Source organism: Acinetobacter sp. AKBS16 (assembly GCF_002899995.1).
GTDB classification, from domain to species: domain Bacteria; phylum Pseudomonadota; class Gammaproteobacteria; order Pseudomonadales; family Moraxellaceae; genus Acinetobacter; species Acinetobacter baumannii.
This window is the reverse complement of record NZ_POYH01000044.1, coordinates 1-17867: the sequence shown is the minus strand read 5'-3', so window position 1 is coordinate 17867 and position 17867 is coordinate 1. Positions and strand designations below refer to the sequence as shown.

14 protein-coding genes, 1 tRNA gene and 1 pseudogene are annotated in these 17867 nt (G+C 37.8%); 10 read left to right on the top strand and 6 right to left on the bottom strand.

What is annotated here, in order from left to right:
• The first annotated feature begins 44 nt into the window (after positions 1–44).
• The 5 genes from metF to C1642_RS06700 all read left to right on the top strand — a co-directional run bounded on the left by metF (position 45) and on the right by C1642_RS06700 (position 8443).
• The gene (gene metF, locus C1642_RS06720; RefSeq protein ID WP_000167013.1) at positions 45–881 is read left to right on the top strand and encodes a methylenetetrahydrofolate reductase [NAD(P)H]; all 837 of its coding nucleotides are present in this window, start codon (positions 45–47) and stop codon (positions 879–881) included.
• Positions 882–899: 18 nt separating this feature from the next.
• Positions 900–1622 (top strand): 16S rRNA (uracil(1498)-N(3))-methyltransferase, encoded by a 723-nt coding sequence (locus tag C1642_RS06715; protein ID WP_016685952.1) that lies wholly within the window; start codon positions 900–902, stop codon positions 1620–1622.
• 134 nt (positions 1623–1756) lie between these two features.
• Entirely contained in the window at positions 1757–4606 is a 2850-nt protein-coding gene (locus C1642_RS06710; RefSeq protein WP_000016026.1) for a putative bifunctional diguanylate cyclase/phosphodiesterase, read from the top strand.
• A 236-nt stretch (positions 4607–4842) separates the two neighbouring features.
• Positions 4843–7113, top strand: coding sequence for an NADP-dependent malic enzyme (locus C1642_RS06705; RefSeq protein ID WP_000342684.1), 2271 nt, complete (start codon positions 4843–4845; stop codon positions 7111–7113).
• A 91-nt stretch (positions 7114–7204) separates the two neighbouring features.
• Entirely contained in the window at positions 7205–8443 is a 1239-nt protein-coding gene (locus tag C1642_RS06700; protein WP_001198539.1) for a multifunctional CCA addition/repair protein, read from the top strand.
• Between the two features lie 49 nt (positions 8444–8492).
• On the opposite strand, the pseudogene C1642_RS06695 reads toward C1642_RS06700, so the two are convergent.
• Positions 8493–9631: pseudogene (locus C1642_RS06695) on the bottom strand (S1C family serine protease).
• A 193-nt stretch (positions 9632–9824) separates the two neighbouring features.
• Between C1642_RS06695 and C1642_RS06690 the strand changes: the two are divergent.
• The 4 genes from C1642_RS06690 (at position 9825) to C1642_RS06670 (ending at position 12254) form a co-directional block, all read left to right on the top strand.
• Positions 9825–10583 carry a Nif3-like dinuclear metal center hexameric protein gene (locus C1642_RS06690; RefSeq protein ID WP_001284927.1) on the top strand — a complete coding sequence of 253 codons (759 nt, stop codon included), beginning with the start codon at positions 9825–9827 and terminating at the stop codon, positions 10581–10583.
• A 145-nt stretch (positions 10584–10728) separates the two neighbouring features.
• Positions 10729–11355: a superoxide dismutase gene (locus tag C1642_RS06685; RefSeq protein ID WP_000208082.1), complete on the top strand. Its 627-nt coding sequence runs from the start codon at positions 10729–10731 to the stop codon at positions 11353–11355.
• A gap of 323 nt (positions 11356–11678) precedes the next feature.
• Positions 11679–11754, top strand: a tRNA-Asn gene (locus C1642_RS06675).
• Positions 11755–11810: 56 nt separating this feature from the next.
• On the top strand, positions 11811–12254 hold the full coding sequence (locus tag C1642_RS06670; RefSeq protein ID WP_000464149.1) for a DUF2726 domain-containing protein: 444 nt from the start codon (positions 11811–11813) through the stop codon (positions 12252–12254).
• Positions 12255–12263: 9 nt separating this feature from the next.
• Here the strand turns inward: C1642_RS06670 and C1642_RS06665 are convergent, their stop codons facing one another.
• The 5 genes from C1642_RS06665 to glnA all read right to left on the bottom strand — a co-directional run bounded on the left by C1642_RS06665 (position 12264) and on the right by glnA (position 16913).
• Complete coding sequence (locus tag C1642_RS06665) at positions 12264–12464, bottom strand: hypothetical protein (protein ID WP_000082790.1); 201 nt, start codon at positions 12462–12464, stop codon at positions 12264–12266.
• Between the two features lie 105 nt (positions 12465–12569).
• Positions 12570–13877, bottom strand: coding sequence for a lipase family protein (locus tag C1642_RS06660; RefSeq protein ID WP_103236099.1), 1308 nt, complete (start codon positions 13875–13877; stop codon positions 12570–12572).
• A gap of 110 nt (positions 13878–13987) precedes the next feature.
• Positions 13988–14866: a 4-hydroxybenzoate octaprenyltransferase gene (ubiA, locus tag C1642_RS06655; protein WP_103236098.1), complete on the bottom strand. Its 879-nt coding sequence runs from the start codon at positions 14864–14866 to the stop codon at positions 13988–13990.
• On the bottom strand, positions 14863–15372 hold the full coding sequence (locus C1642_RS06650; protein ID WP_001231793.1) for a chorismate--pyruvate lyase family protein: 510 nt from the start codon (positions 15370–15372) through the stop codon (positions 14863–14865). Before C1642_RS06650 ends, ubiA begins: the two co-directional genes overlap by 4 nt.
• A gap of 125 nt (positions 15373–15497) precedes the next feature.
• Positions 15498–16913 carry a type I glutamate--ammonia ligase gene (gene glnA / locus C1642_RS06645; protein ID WP_000061267.1) on the bottom strand — a complete coding sequence of 472 codons (1416 nt, stop codon included), beginning with the start codon at positions 16911–16913 and terminating at the stop codon, positions 15498–15500.
• A gap of 732 nt (positions 16914–17645) precedes the next feature.
• Here glnA and C1642_RS06640 point away from each other — a divergent pair.
• Positions 17646–17867 (top strand): dipeptide/tripeptide permease (locus C1642_RS06640; protein ID WP_103236097.1); only part of this gene is annotated, 222 nt, incomplete at its 3' end.

The following is a 17867-nucleotide window of genomic DNA, read 5'->3' as shown; positions in this document are numbered from 1 at the left end:
TGCCCTTTTTTCTAAAAATGTTTCGCTGTTTACAAGGATTTGACATGACTAAACGTACACCTATTTCTTTTGAGTTTTTTCCGCCAAAAACTGATGCCGGTGCTGAAAAACTTCGTATTGTTCACCAAGAATTACAGCAATTAAATCCAGAGTTTTTCTCAATTACTTATGGTGCTGGTGGTTCTACTCGTGAACGCACACTTGCTGCTATTGAAGATTTCAATGGTAAAGGCACTCCTGTTGCCCCTCACCTTTCTTGTATTGGTGATGATAAAACGCGTATTGCTGAACTACTCGATTTATACAAGGCTCAAGGCATTGATCGTATTGTCGCTTTACGGGGAGACTTACCATCTGGACAGGTTGGTCTTGGCGAACTTCCTTATGCTCAAGATTTAGTACGTTTTATTCGTGAGCACTCAGGCGACCACTTTCATATTGAAGTTGCAGCTTATCCAGAAATGCATCCTCAAGCCGAAAGCCTTGACTCAGATATCCAACGTTTTATTGAAAAAGTACAAGCTGGTGCCAATGCGGGAATTACTCAATTCTTCTTTAATCCAGACTCATACTTTTATTTTATAGAGCGTTTGGATAAAGCTGGAATTAACATTCCAGTCGCTCCTGGTATCATGCCTATTACCAATGCAAGTAATTTAATTCGCTTTGCAGATGGTACTGGTGCTGAAATTCCTCGCTGGATTCGTAAGCAATTACAAGCCTATGGCGATGACAGTGAAAGTATTAAAGCTTTTGGTCATGAAGTTGTTGTTAAGCTATGCGAACGCCTCATTGCAGGTGGTGCACCAAGCTTACACTTCTACTCAATGAACCAAGTCGAACCAACTCGTCAGCTTGTTGTTGACCTTGGTTTAAATTAATTTTGTAAGGCGTACCCAATGAATCGTTTTTTTATCGAAACTGAACTTACAGTTGGCTCAACAATTCAACTAACTGAATCAGTCTTCCATCATTGGGTACGTGTTTTACGCGCACAATTACAAGAACAAGCCATACTATTTAATGGCCAAGGTGGTGAGTATCTCGCGACATTGACCGAAATTAATAAAAAAAATGCGTTTGTCACTATTGAGAATTTTAATCCTGTAAACCGTAATGCCCCATTTAAAGCCATTCTTGGTCAGGTCATGAGTAAAGGTGACCGAATGGATTATGCCATTCAGAAAGCAACTGAACTTGGCGTCAGTAAGATTCAGCTCTTGACCAGTGAACGTTGCGAAATGCGTTTGAAATACGACCGCGATCAAAAAAAATTAGATCATTGGCAAGCTGTTGCAATTGCAGCATGTGAGCAATGTGGACTCAATTTAGTTCCAGAAGTTTTAGCCCCTATTTCTCTTCATGAATGGTTAGACTCATCTGACCTTCCTGTATCTAAATTTGTTTTAGCTCCTGAAAAAGAACAAAAAGATGTATTGGCAGGGATACAACCTGAACTAGCCCTCTTAATTGGTCCTGAGGGTGGTTTAAGTGACAATGAAATTACGCAAGCCAATCAAGCTGGATTTATGAACTGGTGTATTGGGGACCGTGTATTACGTACTGAAACTGCACCTGTTGTAGCATTATCTATTTTAAATTATCGGTTTTTATCCATATAAACTTATTGAACATTGATTAAATCAACAATTAAAGTTAACTTACTTTTACGATATGAATATTAATTTAAATTTTTTTCCACTGATAAATCAGATTCTTTCTGTATAAATGTAAAAAAATAGGATAGAAAAATCTTATGTCTGGCCTTCAGGAAGAATATTTACAGCATCAAACAAAAATTGAGCAGCTTCGCCTCTCAATTCAATATATCCGCTGGTATCTTGTTAGCCTAATTTTACTGTGCCTAATTTCAGCTATTATTTTCTTTTGTTACTTTACTTCTTACATTACAAACTTTATTTGGTCAATTGGCTTTACTATTTTAACGCTTACCTGTCTATTATTTGTCCCAAAGCTATTAACACATTATCGTGATATTCATTTCATTAAGAAAACCGATTTAATGCTACAAGGCATTTGTTTGACGTCTGGAATTTTAATGGGAATTAATATCATTGTTCTGCATTTTTCCCTTCCTGACACTTTAATATCTGTTTCTGATGTTCATATCCTGATAGCATTATTTATTACCTCAGCCCACATTATTGGTCTTACATTTTTAACTCAACAACCTCGATATTTTTATTTACTCTTTATTCCAAGTACAGTCCCACTCATTATTGGACAGTTTACTCATTCTCAAATCACCCAACTCCCCTTTTACTTTGCTTATAATTTAGCTTTCGTCGCAACTTTGCTTTGTGCTTATGCAACTCAGCGTAACTATCAAAAAATTTCTCAACTATTATTTAAAAATAAACAACTTGTTCAAGTAGCAGAACAGCATACTCAATGGGCTGAAGAGTTATGTGTACAGCTCCAACAAGAAGTAAATAAATCTAAAGATATTGAAGCACAGCTTCAATTTAATAATCATTTGCTCGAACAAAAGGTTAGGGAAAGGACATATGACCTCACTAAAATGAATGAGAGGCTTGAAAGCCATCATCATAATTTAGCATTTGCACATGAAACAGCAGGTATCCGACCGTGGGATTGGGATATTGAGAAACAAAAATTAGAAATAACGTTTTTTGATCAACAAAAACAAACTCAAAATACTCCTTTACACCTCAAGTCAATTTTAGAGCGCATTCATCCCAATGACCGAAAGTTATTTGATGAACGTTTAAAAGAACACTTGGAAGGAAAGTCTGATCACTTCAATATTACTTTCCGCATTTTACGTCGTAATGGTTCTTGGCGTTGGATTCATGACGTAGGACGTGTCATTAGCCGTGATCCTAAAACCAATAAAGCTTTACGTATGGTTGGAATGACCAGAGATATTCATCAGGAAAAAAAAGATCAAGAACATTTGAGACTTTCTGCGATTGTGCTTGAGCAAGCAGCTGAAGGAATTTTTATTCTAGATGAAAAACTCAACTATATTGAAGTTAACCCCTATTATGAGAAATTAACTGGCTTTTCAAAATCTGAATTATTAAGTCAGCAGCTATTTAATATCACAATAAATCAGAAGCTACAGCAACAACAATTTCACGACTCCATTACTCAACAACTTCTAAAAACTGGCGAATATATGGGCCAATTTGATGAAAAGTTTACATCGGGTAAAAGTGTCTATTTATGGCTTCATATTAATGCAGTTAAAGATGAGTACAACCAGATTATTAATTATATTGGTTTTGCACGTGATTTAACCGACCAAAAGCGACAAGAGCAGCATTTATCTTATTTAAAAAACTATGATAGTTTGACTCACCTTCCTAACCGCTTTTACTATTATAATCAATTACATCAATATCTTGTTAATCCATCTTATAGTTTTAAAAATTTGGCTTTAATACGTATTAATATCGATAGATTTAGAGCATTTAATGAGTTTCTAAATAATGATAGTGGGGATGAGTTACTTAAACAATTTGCACAGCGACTACGACTGACCAATATCAATGCAATTTTAGTGGCTTACTTAAACGGCGATGATTTTGCAATTATTTATGAAATATCACCTATTCATCCCAACATTGAGCAATATTGCCAAAATATATTACAAGCTTTAAATGCGCCTTTTTATATTGATGAACAAGAATATTTCATTACAGCTTCTATTGGGGTTGCTTGTTTCCCTGAGCATGGCCGGCAAATTGATCACCTCAACAATCATGCCGAACAAGCGTTGTCGGAAGCAAAACGTTTAGGTGGCAATACTATTAGCTATTACTGTAATAAAACTACAAACCCATATAAAACAGCAGACTTAGAACAAGAGTTGCGTAAAGCCATTCAAAATGATGAATTTGTGGTGTATTATCAACCAAAAATTAATTTAAATGACAAATCGATTAAAGGTTTTGAAGCACTCATTCGCTGGCAGCATCCTGAAAAAGGGTTAGTTATGCCAAATATGTTCATTCCTTTTGCTGAACGTAGTAGCCTTATTTCCGATATTGGTAAAGTCGTTTTAGATAAAGTTGGCAAACAGCTACAAGAATGGAAAAAAGCTGGCTATGCCGATGTCCGAGTTTCTGTAAATATTGTTGCTCAACAAATTCATCGAGGTCTTTTACTCAGTGATTTAGACGAAGTTTTAGACACATATCATCTTGATGGTTCAAATTTAGAACTAGAAATCACGGAATCTGCTTTATTAGATAATACTGACAATGTAAAAAAACTATTGCACTCCATTAAAGAACGTAATATTTCAATTGCACTAGATGATTTTGGCACTGGATATTCATCGCTAGCTTATTTAACAGAATACCCAATCGATGTTTTAAAAATTGACCGGGCCTTTGTTTCGAAAATCGGTGATCAAAAACAAGAAGCAATTGTGAATGCAATGATTGCGATGGGTAAAAGCATGGGATTAAAACTAGTTGCAGAAGGTGTGGAAACCGAAGAACAAGTTATTTATCTACAAAAGCAGCAATGTGATTTTTTACAAGGCTTTTTCTTTAGCCGTCCACTTCATCCAAATCAGATTCTTCAATATCTACAAACAAATACGCATATTTGATAATTGTTTTAACAGTCTATTTTACATGCGCTGGTTTTTCCAAAAATGAGCGTTTTTGACTGTGAGAAATAGAGAAGTAGTGTTATATTCTTTAGCATTTAGCTCACCATGAGGCTATTGGCCATTCGTCTACCTATTATGTTACTTGATATAATTTTGTACATAGTAAGCAGATAAATTACCAACCTTTGTGAGCAACTTGACTAGTTTGCTTTTTTGTATCAATAGAGACTCAGATGGACGATCAATCTTTAAAACAGGCCGCTTTAAATTACCACGAATATCCAAATCCAGGGAAAATCAGCGTCACGCCAAGTAAGCAACTTGTCAACCAACGAGATTTGGCTCTAGCTTATTCACCAGGGGTTGCTGCTCCATGTTTAGAGATTGAACGTGATCCTTCAGCTGCTGCAAAATATACAGCGCGTGGTAACTTGGTTGCTGTTGTCAGTAACGGTACTGCGGTTCTTGGTTTAGGTAATATTGGTCCATTAGCTTCTAAACCGGTAATGGAAGGTAAAGGCGTTCTGTTCAAAAAGTTCGCTGGTGTCGATGTATTTGATATTGAAATTGCTGAAAACGATCCAGATAAAATCGTTGATATTGTTGCTTCATTAGAACCAACTTTCGGCGGTATTAACCTTGAAGATATCAAAGCGCCTGAATGTTTCTACATTGAAAAGAAACTTCGTGAACGCATGAAAATTCCTGTGTTCCATGATGACCAACACGGAACAAGTATTATTGTAGGTTCAGCATTATTAAATGCTCTACAAATCGTTAATAAGAAAATTGAAGAAATCAAAATCGTTGCTTCAGGTGCAGGTGCTGCTGCCCTTTCTTGTTTAGATTTACTTTGTGCTTTAGGTGTAAATAAAGAAAACATCATTGTTGCCGATTCTCGTGGTCTTCTTACAACTTCACGTGAAGGCTTGGATGAATCGAAAAAACGTTATGTACAAGACATTAAAGCGACTCAATTACATGAAGTAATGGCTGGCGCGGATATGTTCTTAGGTCTTTCAGCTGCTGGTATTCTCACCAAAGATATGGTGAAACAAATGGCTGAAAATCCGATTATTTTTGCATTAGCAAACCCGGATCCAGAAATTCTGCCTGAACATGCACATGAAGTACGTCCAGATGTAATCATGGCAACTGGTCGTTCGGACTACCCGAACCAAGTAAACAATGCTTTATGTTTCCCTTATATCTTCCGTGGTGCACTTGACGTAGGTGCTACAACAATTAACGAAGATATGAAAATTGCATGTGTACACGCAATTGCACGTATGGCTCACGTAGAAGCTGACGCAGCTACTTATGGTGAAAAATCTGCTTCATTTGGTCGTGACTACTTAATTCCACGTCCACTTGATCAACGTTTGATTTTAGAAATTGCGCCTGCTGTTGCTAAAGCAGCAATGGATTCAGGTGTTGCAACTCGTCCTATCGAAGATTTCTCTGCATATCGTCAAAAACTTTCTGAGTTTGTTTATAACTCAGCATTCTTGATGAAACCGATTTTTGCTCAAGCAAAAACAGATCCTAAACGTATTGCATACGCTGAAGGTGAAGATGAGCGCGTATTACGTGCTGTTCAAATTGCAGTTGATGAAGATTTAGCTAAACCAATCTTAGTTGGTCGTACAGCAGTCATTGAAGCAAACATCAAAAAATTAGGCTTACGTTTACAACACGGCGTAAATATCGAAATTGTAGATCAAGAACAAAATCCGTTATACGAAGAGTTCTGGAAAGACTACTATCAAACCATGCAACGCAAAGGCATCACTGTTGAATATGCTCAACGTGAAGCTCGCCGTCGTTCAACACTCATTGCTGCACTTCTAGTTAAGTTTGGCAAAGCAGATGGGATGTTATGTGGTACTTACAGTAGCTATAACATTCACCTTGACTTCGTACGCAATGTAATTGGTCTTAAAGAAGGCATGAACAACTTCTTCACGCTTAATGCATTAATGCTTGAAGATCGTAACTTGTTTATTGCTGATACTTATGTAAACACTAACCCGACTGCTGAACAACTTGCTGAAATGACTATTTTAGCGGCTGAAGAAGTACGTCGTTTTGGTATTACACCACGCGTAGCGCTACTTTCTCATTCAAGCTTTGGTAGTGACCAGACAGATTCAAGCGCTCAAAAAATGCGTGAAGTTTATCGTATTTTATCTGAGCAAGCTCCAGAGCTTGAAGTTGAAGGTGAAATGCATGGTGATGCAGCATTAGACGAAAATATTCGTCATTTTGCATTCCCTGGTTCTCGTTTCAAAGGTTCAGCGAACTTATTGATTATGCCGAACCTAGATGCAGCAAATATTTCGTTCAACTTGTTAAAAGCAACTTCTGGTAACAACGTAACAATTGGTCCAATTTTACTAGGTGCTGCTAAACCAGTTCATATTTTGACTCCGACAGCGACGACTCGCCGTCTTATCAATATGACTGCTTTAACTGTTGCTGAAATTCAACAGCAAGAAAAGTAATTTAGAAACCGCTTTTTACGAAAAGCCTTTCTAATGACTTGAGAAAACCTCTATTCTGTAGCATGATTGCTTGAAGAATAGAGGTTTTTTCATGCAAGTGTATTTAGTAGGCGGTGCTGTTCGAGATTATTTACTTGGGCATCCCTATCAAGAAAAAGACTATGTTGTGGTCGGTGCAACGCCGGAACACATGCTCGCCCAAGGTTTTCAACCTGTAGGCAAAGATTTCCCTGTGTTTCTTCATCCCGAAACCAAAGAAGAATACGCACTTGCACGAACCGAACGAAAGTCTGGGCAGGGATATCACGGGTTTCAATTCTTTACTGATACAACCGTAAGTTTAGAAGATGACTTAATTCGTCGAGACTTAACCATTAATGCGATTGCAATGGATCAAGACGGTAAAATATATGATCCATATGGTGGCCAAAACGATTTAGAAAATAAAATTCTACGCCACGTTTCAGAAGCTTTTGCTGAAGACCCTTTACGGGTATTGCGAGTCGCGCGTTTTGCCGCCCGATATTTCCCATATGGTTTTCAAATTGCGCCAGAGACATTGCAACTTATGCAAACCATGGCAGATTCAGGTGAACTTGATGCACTAACACCAGAGCGCGTCTGGAAAGAAACTTCACGCGCTTTAATGGAAAATCATGCCGATATTTATTTCCAAACTTTGCGTGATTGTGGGGCCTTAAAACATCTTTTCCCTGAGATTGATGCTTTATTCGGTGTGCCTCAACGCCCCGAATATCATCCTGAAGTGGATTGTGGCATTCATACTTTAATGTCATTACAGCAAGCTTGTAAGTCGAACTACTCGCTTGATGTACGTTTCGCTGTTTTAGTACATGATCTTGGTAAGGCTCTCACTCCAGCCGAGGAACTTCCTCGTCATATCATGCATGAAGAACGTGGAATTAAGCCAGTTACCCAATTATGTGAACGTTTAAGAGTTCCGACACAAACCAAACAATTAGCCTTATCTGTTTGTAAAGAACATTTAAAATGTCATCAGATTATGTCCTTGAAACCTGGTACTTTATGGCGTCTATTGCAACGCTTAGATGTTTTACGTCGTCCAGAAAGAGTGGAAGCTTTTGTACAAGCCTGCGAGTGTGATGCAAAAGGCAGATTAGGACTAGAAGATCGTCCATATCCTCAAGCTCAATACATGCGTGAAGCCATGCAAATTGTTCGCTCAATTAAAGTTCAAGATTTACCGGAGAACATTAAGGGTGCTGAAATTGGTGAAATGCTTATTCAATATCGAATTGAAGCTTTAGCTGAATTTAAAAATCAGCATCAAAGTCTTAGTCACTCCTAATGAACAACAATAAAAAAAGCCTCAAAATGAGGCTTTTTTTATTTAGGTTTTAACGTCTTGGAAGCGGAATATACTGAGATTGTGTATTCTGTGCTTTTCGCTCACCTACCGTCACAACATAGTTTTGTTGTTTACCTTCTCTTTCAACCAGAACATTAATTTCGCTATTTGGTGCTTGCAAAGCGACGTAATTAATTAAATGAGAAGCTGAAGTGATCGGTTCATTATTCACCTGAACAATTTTATCGCCAACTTTAATCCCCGCAGCATCTGCCGGTGCTGTTTAGGTGCCAATACATCGTCTTGTGTAGGTGGAAGTAAACTAATACCCAACCAACCACGAACAACACGACCATCTTTTAAAATCGAGTTTAATACTTGCTGACAAACCTTTGCCGGAATCGCGAAGCCAATTCCTAAAGAGCCACCCGATTGTGAGAAAATCGCCGTATTTACACCAATCAAGTTACCAGCCACATCGATTAATGCGCCACCTGAGTTACCTGGGTTAATTGCAGCATCAGTTTGAATAAAGTCTTCATAGGTATTAATACCTAAATCAGAGCGACCGGTTGCTGAAATAATCCCTTGAGTTACAGTTTGCCCTACGCCAAATGGGTTACCAATCGCTAAAACAACATCACCAACTTCATTACCACTGAGCTTAAAAGGCAATACTGGTAATTTATCTAAATCGATTTTAATAACCGCCAAATCTGTATCAGGGTCGGTGCCAACAATTGTAGCTTCTGCTCGGCGTCCATCATGTAATGCCACCACAATCTGGTCAGCTTGAGCAATCACATGATTATTGGTGAGAATGTAACCATCGGCGCGGACAATAACCCCTGAACCTAAACTATTTTCATTTTGCTGTTGTTGCTCAGGAACCTGATTTCCAAAAAATTCACGGAATACCGGATCACTTAATAAAGGATGATTTTGTTTAACTTTCTGGGTCGTAAAAATATTAACTACTGCTGGTGCTGCAACTTTTACCGCAGCACTATAAGACACCACCCCGCCCGTTCGAGAAGTATCAACCAGTGGCTCAACTTTCTCAGCTGGCATTTGCACCCCATCAACTGCAACAGTTGGTTTCGGCTGATGGTATTTTTGCCATGCAATAAAACTGGCAATTACAATAATAAGTAACACCCAAGGTAACCATGTAAAGGTGCGGCGCACGTTCATATCCTCTACGCAAAGAAGTTTTTAATTAAATTAATATATTGAACAAAAAGAGTTTTCAGTTAAGCATTTTAAATTAAATATGTCGATATACATAAAAAAGTCAAAAAAGATTTGTCTAGCTTTAGTTACACAACAAAATATGTTTCTATAGCTTTAGCAACTTTTACTACTCAATTCAGGAAATATCATGGCAAATTTGCATGAAATTATTCAGTGGTGCGACCAAACCTTAAAAGCAGCAGAATTTAAAGATTACGCACCAAATGGCCTGCAAATTGAAGGTTCAACTGAAGTAAAACGTATTCTTTGTGCGGTTACTGCTTCTGAAGATGCAATTGATGCAGCCATTGCTCAGAATGCCGATCTCTTACTCGTACACCACGGTTATTTTTGGAAAGGCGAACCGTATCCAATTACTGGTATGCGAGGTAACCGTATAAAAAAACTTATTCAAAATAATATCTCATTAGTCGCGTACCATCTTCCTTTAGATGCACATCCGAGTTTAGGCAATAATATCGCTATTGCAGAAAAACTAAACTTACAAAATTTAGAACCACTTGATCTAACCGAGAAACATCCAATTGGTAATATCGGTTATTTAGAGCAAGCGCTTTCTGTAGAGGAATTTAAAGCAAAACTACAAAACAGTTTTGATTTTAAAGTGATCCATTTACCGGCTGAAAAACAAAGTATTCAAAAAGTGGGCTTCTGTACAGGCGGTGCTCAAGATTTTATTGCTAAAGCTGCTTTACAAAATTGCGATGCTTATATTTCAGGCGAAGTCAGTGAACGAACTTTTTATGAAGCAAAAGAATTAGGCGTTCATTATTTTGCCTGTGGTCACCATGCAACCGAACGTTATGGGGTTCAACGTTTAGCACAAGCAATTTCAAAGCAGTTTGCTATTGAAAGTGAATATTTTGAATTGAATAATCCGATTTAATTAAGTCTTTTTTTCAATCTGTGTTATGCGTATTAATTAGATCTTTATTGTGTATAGTTCTTTAAAAGGCTGCCCTATTGCATCCAGAATCATTTACAATAGAGCCACTTAATTGTATAACCCAGCAAATGCAAGGAATAGGAACATGACAACCATTACTTTACCTGCACTTCCATATGGCTATGATGATTTAGCGCCACATATCAGTAAAGAAACTTTAGAATACCATCACGACAAACATCACAATACCTATGTTGTTAACTTAAACAACTTAATCAAAGGTACTGACCTTGAAGGTAAAACTTTAGAAGAAATCATTAAAGCAACTGCTGGTGATGCATCTAAAGCTGGTATTTTCAACAATGCTGCTCAAGTTTGGAACCACACTTTCTACTGGAACAGCATGAAGCCAAACGGTGGTGGTAAGCCTACTGGCGCAATCGCTGCTAAAATTGACGAAGCTTTTGGTAGCTACGAAAAATTTGCAGAAGAATTTACTGCTGCTGCAACAACTCAATTCGGTTCAGGTTGGGCTTGGTTAGTTGCTGATGAAGTAAACGGTAAACTTTCTATTACTAAAACTTCTAATGCAGACACTCCACTTGCACATGGTCAAATTGCTGTATTAACAATTGACGTATGGGAACACGCTTACTACATCGATTTCCGTAACTTACGTCCTAAATACATCGCAACTTTCTTAGAAAACCTTGTGAACTGGGACTATGCAAATGCAAAACTTGCAGGCCAACCAGCTGGTGTAGAGAAATAATTTTATTTCTTTATAAAAAACCACCCTGTTTTGGGTGGTTTTTTTTATTTTTAGTACAACAAAAGCATATCCATAGCTCAGTCGGTAGAGCGACGGACTGTTAATCCGCAGGTCCCTGGTTCGAGCCCAGGTGGGAGAGCCAAGATTCTAAAAGCCCACATTCATTGTGGGCTTTTTCTTTTCTAATCATTTAATATTTTTCTATTATTTTGAATAAAATCAATGTTTCGAATATTTTTAAACCAATCAGTTAGATATTTTCACTAATTCCATTATTAACCCTTGACCTCGCCCCCTTTCCTGCCTAAAATCCCTTTCCAGATTCTCCCATAGCTCAGTCGGTAGAGCGACGGACTGTTAATCCGCAGGTCCCTGGTTCGAGCCCAGGTGGGAGAGCCAAGATTCTTAAAAACCCACTCCTTATGAGTGGGTTTTTATTTGTATGATGTCTTCACATGTTTGAATCGAGTCACTTATTTTTTATTATTTTAGGTTGCTTAAGCACCTGTATTTTTCTTCTTGTTTGTTTACGTCCTTATTTATTTCCAAAACAAAAGTTCTTTGCCCGTCCTGTTATTACTAATTTTGAAACTCAAATGTTTATACGCTTAAAACAGAGTTTCCCAAGTTATCATGTTCTAGCACAAGTGGCTTTTAGCGCATTAATAACCAGTAATGATTATAAGGTTCGTAGTCAGTTCAACCGTAAAGTCACTGATTTTGTTTTGCTTGATGAAAACATGGAAGTAATAGCCATTATTGAGCTAGATGACCCTACTCACCTTGAGAAAGTAGAAGAAGATCGTCTTCGTGATCAAATGCTCATAGAGGCAGGTTATATCGTAAGACGCTATACAAACATCCCGAGTGTACGCCAGCTACAAAAAGATATTTATTAAAAACTACTGTTATTTCTTGTCAGAATTGGCAGCTTCTTTCTCAGCTATTCTTTTTTCCATTTCTAAACGCTGCTGTTCATATTGCTTTTTATTCTGAGCATCACTTTTTGCAGCCAAAAAAAGTATTCCAATAATCAGAAAAGGAATAAGTAAACCTAATCCCATTAATAACCAAGGAACAGATTTTTTTTCAACAGATTGCTGGCTCATAAGTTTTTCAAACTCAAACGGTATCGATTTCAGAATGCGTAACAATATAACAAAAAAGGGCCTTCTTTAAGACCCTTTTAATTTGAATATCTTAAATGCAAAAAATTATTGTGCTATTCCAGTACATTCAACATTCTTACTAGCATCTATTACTGATGGATCAAGCACTATATTTGTTTTAGCTGGCATCTTAGATTGAACAAATTGATAAATTTCAGCATTTCTACATACAATCGCTTGAGTATGAGCAGCCCCTAAAACAGGTACAAATGTCACATCAGTTCCCATTTTTTTAAGACCATTTTGCAGGGCATCCGTGACTGGATATGGTACAGCCATATCAGCAGTACCCTGTACAATCATGACTGGTGAATTGATTTTTTTAGTAGCTGGCTGATTATCTGCCAAGAACTTTTTCACAGTCGGGTTTTCTTGGAAATTACCAGCTAAACCGGGATAATCTAAAACTGTTTTACCGGCATTAGTAGCCAGGAAATCTCGAATATCATCCGCAAATTTATTATGCAAATCGGTTAAACATACACCATTTTCACCTGTAGTCCCCTCTGCGAACTCAGCTATACTTTGAGAACGTTGTTGGAAAATTTCACGATAATTAAATTTAGGCTCATACGCAGTAATACCTACGGTAGTATATGCGGCATATGCAAGAAGCTCAGCATATACTTCTACTGCCGTACCAGCAGGTACAGTACCAGCCTGCTCTTTTTTAAGAATATCTTGAATTGCTTGTGGTGCAACTGTAGAAATAATATATCCGAGGCTTGAAGCTGGCGCTCCTGCAACCGCCCCTTTGTAATTAGCATCATTATTAGCAAATTCCGCTGTGCCTAATGAAGCATGTCCACCTTGAGACTGCCCAATCGACATCCATGCACCATTTAACTGATTACCATAATGATCTTTCGCTGCCTTAACAGCAGCTAATGCTGATTTAGCCTCACTTGATAGATTCAAATATGGATGCATTCCCCGGGTGCCCAATCCTTCATAATCTGGGGCAATCACGACATAACCAGCCGCCAACAATGTATCGGCTAAGATCTTAAACCGTGGATTAATTGTATTATTACTTGGTGCACAACTGTCCCCTACACCTACAGTTCCATGTTCCCACACTACTACTCGATAACCATCCTTAGGTTGATTAACTTTAGGAAACATGACCAGTGCCGTTGCTTGAGCTGTTTTTCCTTGTACATTCTCCATGTTATAGGTCATCACTTTGATAGAGGCAGCACCACTTAAAGTATCTTGAGAATAGTTTTTTTCAGAGATGTACGTTTTATCAGGATTTACTCCAATGTAATCATCATCATCGTCATTACATGCTGTCAGAAATGATGCTGAAATTGATAATGTTATAGCTAAAGCAATTTTTGACCGTTTCATAGAATATCCTTTTTATGTGTTATTTATTCCGCATATTTTTCATGCACAAATATTAAGACATAAAAAAAGTGCTCTGCATAGAACACTTTTCAACCTCACGGTCATTTTTACTATATGAAATTTAAAACTATTCCTAGAAAAATGATTAATCCAACCCAACGATTGTGACGGAATGCCCAAAAACATACCTGAGGGTTGCGGTCTTTGGTTTTAATTGTTTGATATATAAAATCAAATGCCACTACAACTAAAGCAATAATGGCCCAAGGAAATAAGATATTTTCTAAATATAGCGCTGTACCAATCAAAACAAGACTTATTGCTTGTAAAAGCGCAATAATCTGGATGTCATATCGACCAAAAAGAATAGCTGTAGATTTCACACCAATCTTTAAATCATATTCACGGTCTGTAATTGCATATTGAGTGTCATAAGCCACTGTCCAAGCCAAATTACCAAAATACAGCAACCAGCAAGTCAGATCCGGAGTTTTACCTACCGCAGTAAAGGCCATTGGAATTGACCATGAAAATGCTGCTCCTAAAAAAACTTGCGGTAAGTTGGTATAGCGTTTCATAAATGGATAAATGAAAGCTAAAAATAATGCTCCAAATGACCAGTAGAAAGTTTCTATGGGTAAAAAGAACAACAAACATGCACTTGCTAAAACAAGACCCAAGAATACATATACTGCTTCTCTGGCTCGAATAACCCCTGTTGCTAACGGACGTGTTTTTGTACGCTCTACATGACCATCTACTTTACGATCAGCAAAGTCATTAATGGCACATCCAGCAGCGCGCATAAAAATGACACCTAAAACCATGACGAATAAAATACCTAAATTCGGTATTCCTTTGGATGCAACCCAAAGTGCCCACATGGTTGGCCAAAACACCAGTTCAGTACCAATTGGCTTATCAAATCGGCATAGATAATAATAAGCTTCTAAACGCTGACGCCATGTTGTACCTGTTGCAGTCGTCATAGTAATTCCTTGTCGTGCTGCTGATATAAAAAAGCTTCAAAAGCCGGTAAGAATGTTTCTTGAACAATAAATTTACATCCATGCCAAGTATAGCAACTTTGTCGCGTCCAGCCTTCTGGTAAACGAATAACCCGGCGATCACAAAGTGGTGTTGTTCTTTGAAATAAAAAAAGACCTATTGGCTTAGAACCAATATGCTGAAATATACGGGCTTTTTTTTGTAAACTTTGAATGGGAAAAATACTTTTTGCTTTCACCCACGGCTCTACATCACTGCCATATAAATAGGTTTCCCTTACCCAAGAAGTGTGGGTATGGGGCATGTTCATCCATTGACTGTCGGCAAAAGTTAAACGCTGGAAATGTTCTTTGAAAGGCTTTACGCTGAACCTCCCCCCACCCAGCTCAGTGAGTTGTTGTGTCAGAGAACCAGACGCATACAACCATGTTTTCAATTCAGGATTTAAAGTCTTTTCCTGCTTAAGTACTGGTTGTCGTTTACGCATAATCTGCTCACATGAAAACTCGCACCTAGTTTACCCCAATTTTTTGATAAAAAACGTAGAGAATTCAATCAACATTCCAAGCAATAAAAAAGCCTGCATAAGCAGGCTTTTTTATGAAGTATGTATTACAGGCTGTAGTACATATCGAATTCAACTGGGTGAGTAGTCGTGTTAAGACGACGTACATCTTCAGTTTTAAGTTCGATGTATGCATCAAGCATTTCTTTAGTGAACACGCCGCCTTTTAACAAGAATTCGTGATCTGCTTGAAGTGCTTCAAGAGCCATATCTAGGCTATGAGCAACTGTTGGGATTTTTGCTTCTTCTTCTGGAGGAAGATCATATAAGTTCTTATCAGCAGCTTCGCCCGGATGGATCTTGTTTTGGATACCGTCGATACCAGCCATTAATAACGCAGCGAAACCTAAGTACGGGTTCATCATTGGGTCTGGGAAACGAGCTTCGATACGCTTACCTTTAGGGTTAGAAACGTAAGGAATACGGATAGACGCAGAACGGTTACGTGCTGAGTAAGCAAGCATAATTGGTGCTTCGAAGTGAGGAACCAAACGCTTGTATGAGTTTGTAGATGGGTTTGTGATTGCATTCAATGCACGAGCGTGCTTGATGATACCACCGATGAAGTACAACGCCATTTCTGAAAGGCCTGCATATTCATCACCAGCAAACAAGTTCTTACCATCTTTAGAGATAGACATGTGAACGTGCATACCAGAACCGTTATCACCTACCATTGGTTTAGGCATAAACGTAGCTGTTTTTGCATATTGATGTGCAACGTTCCAAACAGCATATTTGAACTGTTGAACTTCGTCAGCTTTACGTACAAGCGTATTGAAGCTCACACCAATTTCTAATTGGCAAGAAGCAACTTCGTGGTGGTGTACTTCTACACGACCTGGGCCCATGATGTCTTCAATTTTTGCACACATTTCTGCACGCATATCTTGTGCAGAGTCAACTGGAGGAACTGGGAAGTAACCACCTTTAACACGTGGACGGTGACCTGAGTTACCAGACTCGTAATCTTTACCAGTAGACCAAGCAGCTTCTTCAGCGATTAATGTATGACGAGCGCCAGACATATCGATGTCCCATTTCACTTCGTCAAATACAAAGAATTCTGGCTCTGGACCAAAGAATGCAGTATCACCGATACCTGTAGATTTTAAGTATTCTTCTGCACGGCGAGCAATCGAACGTGGGTCACGTTCATAACCTTGACCAGTTGAAGGTTCAATAACGTCACAAGTCACAACTACTGTTGGCTCAGCAAAGAACGGGTCGATGAAACCAGTTTCTGCATCCGGACGTAAAATCATGTCAGATGCTTCAATACCTTTCCAACCAGCGATTGAAGAACCATCGAACATTTTACCGTCTTCAAAAGTATCTTCATCAATAGAATCAGCTGGGTAAGTTACGTGCTGTTCTTTACCCTTAGTATCAGTAAAGCGAAAATCGACCCATTTTGCGCCACTTTCTTGTATGAGTTGAAGGACCTTGTTCGCCATGCTCATTTTGCTCCAATGAAATTTTGTTGCACTTGTTGAGTGCGTGTTAGTTGCTGGTATTTATTAAGCAATTCTCATACCAACTTTATAAGACTTACCTAAAACATTGAATTACTTATAAGTATTCATGATTTAGGCCCCTTGTCTTGAACCCATTATACTGTTTGCTTGTGTAAATGCACCATATTCACACATTTTCAAATTATGGCATATTTAAATAGCTCATTATTGCCCTAATTTAGTGCAAAATTGTTGCACTGATATAACCCGCTGCATCAATTTCTAACAGTCGTCCATGATCATAATACTTTCTTATATATAATGCTGAGATTCTTATCTGGTTACTTGAAAATAATCACTCCTTTGACATCGATCTTCCCCAATGAGTTCCTTTGGTTTATTTCAGCAACTTAAATTTATGACTTAAACCATCAGTTAAATGCCTTCTGCTTTAGTTAAAATCTAATAATTATTTTTCATTTTTATGAATTTCTCTAAATAAACGCACTATTTCGTCGCTATCTAAGCAGTTAATAGGACTACATATAATAGATCTCAAATTACTCGGCAAAAAAAATTTTACTATTCATGTTCTTTTTCATTCACTTTTTTTATACAGGCCAAACTTGCTTTTATTATTAAAAAAAACTAAAAACTATATGCATAAATTTTTGTTATAAATAAACAAACCAAAAGTTATGTTTATAAAAAACTTAAAAGCATTCAAGGATTTGAATAATGAAATATGACTTTGAACAATCGGATAAAGCTTTTTTCGGCCATCCTAAACCCTTACAAACGCTATTTTTTACAGAGCTTTGGGAAAGATTTTCTTATTATGGAATCCGGCCCTTACTCGTTCTTTATATGATTGCGATGGTCAATGACGGCGGTCTAGCACTTGATCGACCAACTGCCGCAGCGATTGTTGGATTATTTGCAGGCTCCATGTATTTAATG

Bases quoted from the DNA above. Each gene is read 5' to 3' on its own strand.
- C1642_RS06715 (WP_016685952.1), top strand. From the start codon at position 900: ATGAATCGTTTTTTTATCGAAACTGAACTTACAGTTGGCTCAACAATT.
- C1642_RS06670 (WP_000464149.1), top strand. From the start codon at position 11,811: ATGTTTGAATCGAGTCACTTATTTTTTATTATTTTAGGTTGCTTAAGC.
- ubiA (WP_103236098.1), bottom strand. From the start codon at position 14,866: ATGACGACTGCAACAGGTACAACATGGCGTCAGCGTTTAGAAGCTTAT.
- metF (WP_000167013.1), top strand. From the start codon at position 45: ATGACTAAACGTACACCTATTTCTTTTGAGTTTTTTCCGCCAAAAACT.
- C1642_RS06690 (WP_001284927.1), top strand. From the start codon at position 9,825: ATGGCAAATTTGCATGAAATTATTCAGTGGTGCGACCAAACCTTAAAA.
- glnA (WP_000061267.1), bottom strand. From the start codon at position 16,913: ATGAGCATGGCGAACAAGGTCCTTCAACTCATACAAGAAAGTGGCGCA.
- C1642_RS06705 (WP_000342684.1), top strand. From the start codon at position 4,843: ATGGACGATCAATCTTTAAAACAGGCCGCTTTAAATTACCACGAATAT.
- C1642_RS06665 (WP_000082790.1), bottom strand. From the start codon at position 12,464: ATGAGCCAGCAATCTGTTGAAAAAAAATCTGTTCCTTGGTTATTAATG.
- C1642_RS06650 (WP_001231793.1), bottom strand. From the start codon at position 15,372: ATGCGTAAACGACAACCAGTACTTAAGCAGGAAAAGACTTTAAATCCT.
- C1642_RS06700 (WP_001198539.1), top strand. From the start codon at position 7,205: ATGCAAGTGTATTTAGTAGGCGGTGCTGTTCGAGATTATTTACTTGGG.
- C1642_RS06660 (WP_103236099.1), bottom strand. From the start codon at position 13,877: ATGAAACGGTCAAAAATTGCTTTAGCTATAACATTATCAATTTCAGCA.
- C1642_RS06710 (WP_000016026.1), top strand. From the start codon at position 1,757: ATGTCTGGCCTTCAGGAAGAATATTTACAGCATCAAACAAAAATTGAG.
- C1642_RS06685 (WP_000208082.1), top strand. From the start codon at position 10,729: ATGACAACCATTACTTTACCTGCACTTCCATATGGCTATGATGATTTA.